This is a genomic window from Streptomyces sp. WAC06614 (genome assembly GCF_003949795.1).
Taxonomy (GTDB): Bacteria; Actinomycetota; Actinomycetes; order Streptomycetales; family Streptomycetaceae; genus Streptomyces.
The window spans coordinates 1-4,149 of the sequence record NZ_RPRY01000471.1; the positions used below are offsets into that span (position 1 = coordinate 1).

Genomic DNA, 4,149 nt, shown 5'->3' on the forward strand with positions numbered 1-4,149 from the left:
CCGCCCATCCCGCCCATCCCGCCGCCACCGGGCGAAACGGATCCGGAACCGGTACCCGGGCCGGACGGATGCATGCCCGGAGCGACCGGCCCGGCGGCGGACCCGACGCCATAGGACAGGGCGAACAAGGCCGCCAGCAGTATGACGAAACCGGCCAGGGCCGGTGGTGGCGTCCAATCCCGCCAAGTTGCGGGCTCGCGGCCTCCGGGCTGGCTTCCGGCCATGCGCTCTCCAGGTACTGAGTCCTTGTGCGGCGGCGTGCGCCCGGCGTCCGCTGCCGGGGTCAGCCATCCTTCGGGGATTTGCCGGAGACGTAGTCGTGCGCGGTGTCCGAGGAGTTCCCGTTGTCCGCGTCCGCGTCCGCGTCCGCGGCGGTGCGGGATCCCAGGGCCGTCAGTGGCTGCGGCAGGCTTGGCAGACCAGCGGGCTCCGGGGCCCGTAGCGGTGAATGGGCGTGGCGCACAGCATGCAGGGGCCGATCTCCCACGGCGGGCAGTGGAGTTGGTCGGCGATCACACGCCGCTCGTTGTCCGTGAGGCGGAGTTGGACGGGGCGGCTGGGTGTGCGCCGGTCGATGTCGAGGTGCTCGAAGGTTTGCAGTCCGGTTGCGGAGGTGGTTTCGCGACGTGGGCGGGGGTCGCTGACGAACGTGCCCTCTGCGCCGTAGCGGCAGTTGGCGTCGAGTTCTTCTTCGGTGAAGGTGAGGGCCTCCTCGGCAGCTGCCGGGGCGTCCGCAAGCGGATCTTGCTCGCCGTTGATCTCATGCCAGCGCCGGACGTCGTCGGCCAGCGCCCAGAGGTGGGATATCCGGCGGCTGCCGTTGCGGTCGCTGATGCGCAGGGGGAGGTGCTCTCCGTCGGCGCTGGTGACGACGAGCTCGTCGAGCGCGGTGGACCGCTCTTCCGGCACGCAGAGGGTGGGGAGGAACCAGCCGCTGTGGAACCTGCCGCAGGCCTGACCTGATTCCGGGCACGGCCGCTCGCTGGCCTGCGTGCACTTCCAGATCTGGAGGTGCCGTACGCCGCCTCGGACGATCATGGCGAGCGGCGAGACGATCCGTTGCCAGGGAACGTCGTCCACGCGTGCCCAGGGGGCCCGGTCTATCAGGGTGGAGGCAGGGTCGCCGGTGATCCATAGGGGTGAAATGCCGTTGGCGCGGGCCCGGGCCGAGCGTCGGTGGACGCTGCTGGTGCTGATGGGGGAGTACTGGGCCTCCCAGCCGACGCGACCGGCGGGACCGGTCACGAGGACGTCGGTGATGATCCGGTTGTCGGGGGACCGGGCTTCGACCTGCACGTGGAGGCCGTGGCGGGACGCGGTGCGCGCGATCCGTTCCTTCATGGCCTTGTGCTTGTCGCTCTCCTGCGGGGTGGCGACATGGGTGATGGGCAAGTGCGCGGCCACCAAGGTCACCTGACCACCGCGTCGTTGGCGGCGTACGAACATCCAGGGTGACTTGTCGGCTAGGGCGCACCCGCACTGGCCGCCCCTGCGGTCCTTGAGGCATTGGAGCAGGTCCCGGGGGCGTTTGCCCACGGGCCGGGTGATCTCGTCGAGGAGATCGGGTCGACCTGGGTAGCCCAAGTCCTCGTGGGTCAGATTGATCTCTATGCCGTACTTGGTGTGGAACACCCCGTTCGCCATGCGTATGACGGTAGGACAGCTCTGGTCCACGCAGAAGGGGGCGATGGGACGGAGCCGACTTGTCGCCGGCTCGGGTCGCAGTCCGGAGGCGCCCCGGCCGAGTAGGCGCACGATGTCGATGCACGCCTTGGCGCGATCCCATGAGCCCCCATTTCAGGGGTTCGCCGGCCCGCCGCGGTAGACGTCGGCATGGCGTTCCGCCAGACGTTGCCGTAGGCCTCCAGGTTGTGCCCGGCACCTAGCTGCTCGCTGACTGCCAGAGCGGTACGTCCATGCCCGCGAATGGACCGAGCGGCACGTCGCGAGTGGCGGGAAGGGGTGTCTCGTCATGTGCTGCAACGCTCGCGAGCTCCTGTTTCCGGATGCTGAATGCGTACCGCACCAGCCTGTCGCAGGCCCGAGCACCACGGCGCCGATCTCGCCAATCGAGTGACGGCGCCGCCGCACGCCTGGTCTGGGAGGCGTCGTGTTATGGCCGCGGGTGGTGGGAGGCCACGTGGAAAAGGCGGGGCTGGACGTCGGTGGCGATGGTGGCGGCCTGGTCCATGTGGACCCGGGCCTCGGGGTTGGCCAGCATGGCGCGGTAGTGGGCTTCGCTTTCCCACTGGGCGTAGTTGATGACGCGTTCGCCGTCGTGGCTGGCGTGGAAGTTGGCACAGAGGAAGCCCGGTTGGTGCTTCATGGTCGTCTCGGTGGCATGCGCGAGGAGGTCGATGAGCTCCTGCTGCCGCTCGGCGGGGACGGTGAACACGTTGATGAGCGTGGCGACGGGGCGGTCGCTGGCGATGCGTGCGGTGGCGGTCATGCGGTGGTCTTCTCTCCTTGGCCCGGTGTGACGGTGCCCCCCTTATTGCACATATATTGCAGTTGCTTTGTGGATGCAGAAGGAGGCGCGCTGTGGGCGGACCGGTGGTGCTGGGGATCGAGTCGTCGTGCGACGAGACCGGCGCGGGCATCGTGCAGGACGGGAAGCTGCTGGCCCACGTGGTGGCGTCGAGCATGGACGAGCACGCCCGGTTCGGCGGCGTGGTGCCCGAGATCGCCGCCCGTGCGCACCTGCACGCCTTCAACCCGGTGGTCCGGCAGGCCCTCGACCAGGCCGGACTGCGGATCAGTCAGCTCGACGCCGTCGCCGTCACCACGGGCCCTGGCCTGTCCGGTGCCCTCCAGGTGGGCCTGGCCGGGGCTAAAACGCTGGCCTACGCGGCCGGGGTGCCCTTGTACGGTGTGCACCACCTGGCCGGGCACGTCGCCGCCGACACCCTGGAGCACGGGCCGCTGCCCGACCCCTGCGTGGTGCTGATCGTGTCCGGCGGCCACACCTCCCTGCTCCTCGTCCGGGACCTCGTGCGCGAGCCGATCCTGCACCTCGGCGACACCCTCGACGACGCGGCCGGCGAATGCTTCGACAAGGTCGCGCGCATCCTCGGCCTGCCGTACCCGGGCGGCCCGGCCATCGACAAGGCGGCGCGGGAGGGAAACCCGAAGGCCGTGGCCTTCCCGCGCCCGCTCACCCGGCCCGGCGACGACCCGTACGCCTTCTCCTTCTCCGGCCTCAAGACCGCAGCCGCCCGCTGGGTCGAGCAGCACCGCCAGCGCGGCGAGGAGGTGCCGGTGGCCGACGGGGCCGCCGCCCTCCAGGAAGCCGTGGCCGACGTCCTGACCCGCAAGGCCATGGCGGCCTGCAAGGCGTACGACGTGAAGACGCTGGTCGTGGTCGGCGGCGTGGCCGCCAACTCCCGGGTCAGGGCCCTCGCGGAGAAGCGGTGCGCCTCGGCGGGAATCGAGCTGCGCGTTCCGCCGATGACCCTGTGCACCGACAACGGGGCGATGATCGCCGCCGTCGGCGACCTGCTCGTCCGCTCGGGCGCCGAGCCGGCCCCGCTGGACGTCTCGATCGACCCGTCCGCCCCCCTCGAATACGCGTCCCTGACCCCGCTCGCCCGCCCCACCGTCCGGGCAGCCTGATGCCCGTCGACGTCCTGCGCCTGCCGGCCTCCGAGCTGCTCGGACACACGGCTGGGGTGCGCGAGGTCTACGCCGGGACCTACGGCGCCCCGCCCTGGGCAGAGGATCCGGGCCGGGCCGACGACTACGTCCGGCGGCTCGCCGACGACGTGAAGCGCCCGGGCTTCACCGCGGCCCTTGCCCTCGACGGGGACCTCGTCCTCGGGTACGCCACGGCCTGGACGACTCCGGATTCCTTCCCCACCGACCGCTGCTACCCGTACATATCGGCAGCCTTGGGCGAGCGGCACACCTCTGCGTGGCTGTGTGGCGCACGGGAGGTCGACGAGCTCGCAGTCGCCGCCTGTGCCCGGGGCACCGGACTGGGCGCCGCGTTGCTGGCTGCTGTCACCGAGGAGCGCTCCGACGGCCTCTGCTGGCTGCTGACCTCGGTCCGTGCCCGGGCCGCGTGCGCGTTCTACGAGCGGCAGGGCTGGACCCAGGCCACCCACCCCGCACCCGGGGGAGCCGGCTACGCCGCCTTCCTCGGCCCCCGAC

At 71.0% G+C, this 4,149-nt stretch carries 5 protein-coding genes; 2 read left to right on the forward strand and 3 right to left on the reverse strand.

The genetic code is table 11. The features are described 5' to 3' along the window. The 3 genes from EF918_RS37815 to EF918_RS33320 all read right to left on the reverse strand — a co-directional run. Positions 1–224 (reverse strand): hypothetical protein (locus tag EF918_RS37815; RefSeq protein WP_125652629.1); only part of this gene is annotated, 224 nt, incomplete at its 3' end. Between the two features lie 169 nt (positions 225–393). Beyond that, positions 394–1,644: a hypothetical protein gene (locus EF918_RS33315; protein ID WP_125652630.1), complete on the reverse strand. Its 1,251-nt coding sequence runs from the start codon at positions 1,642–1,644 to the stop codon at positions 394–396. A 469-nt stretch (positions 1,645–2,113) separates the two neighbouring features. After that, positions 2,114–2,449, reverse strand: coding sequence for an antibiotic biosynthesis monooxygenase (locus EF918_RS33320; protein ID WP_125652631.1), 336 nt, complete (start codon positions 2,447–2,449; stop codon positions 2,114–2,116). 92 nt (positions 2,450–2,541) lie between these two features. On the opposite strand from EF918_RS33320, the gene tsaD reads away from it, so the two are divergent. After that, positions 2,542–3,612, forward strand: a complete 1,071-nt coding sequence (gene tsaD / locus EF918_RS33325; protein WP_260610922.1) for a tRNA (adenosine(37)-N6)-threonylcarbamoyltransferase complex transferase subunit TsaD — start codon at positions 2,542–2,544, stop codon at positions 3,610–3,612. Beyond that, on the forward strand, positions 3,612–4,149 hold a 538-nt coding region (locus EF918_RS33330; protein ID WP_148141314.1), incomplete at its 3' end, for a GNAT family N-acetyltransferase. The genes tsaD and EF918_RS33330, both read left to right, overlap by 1 nt.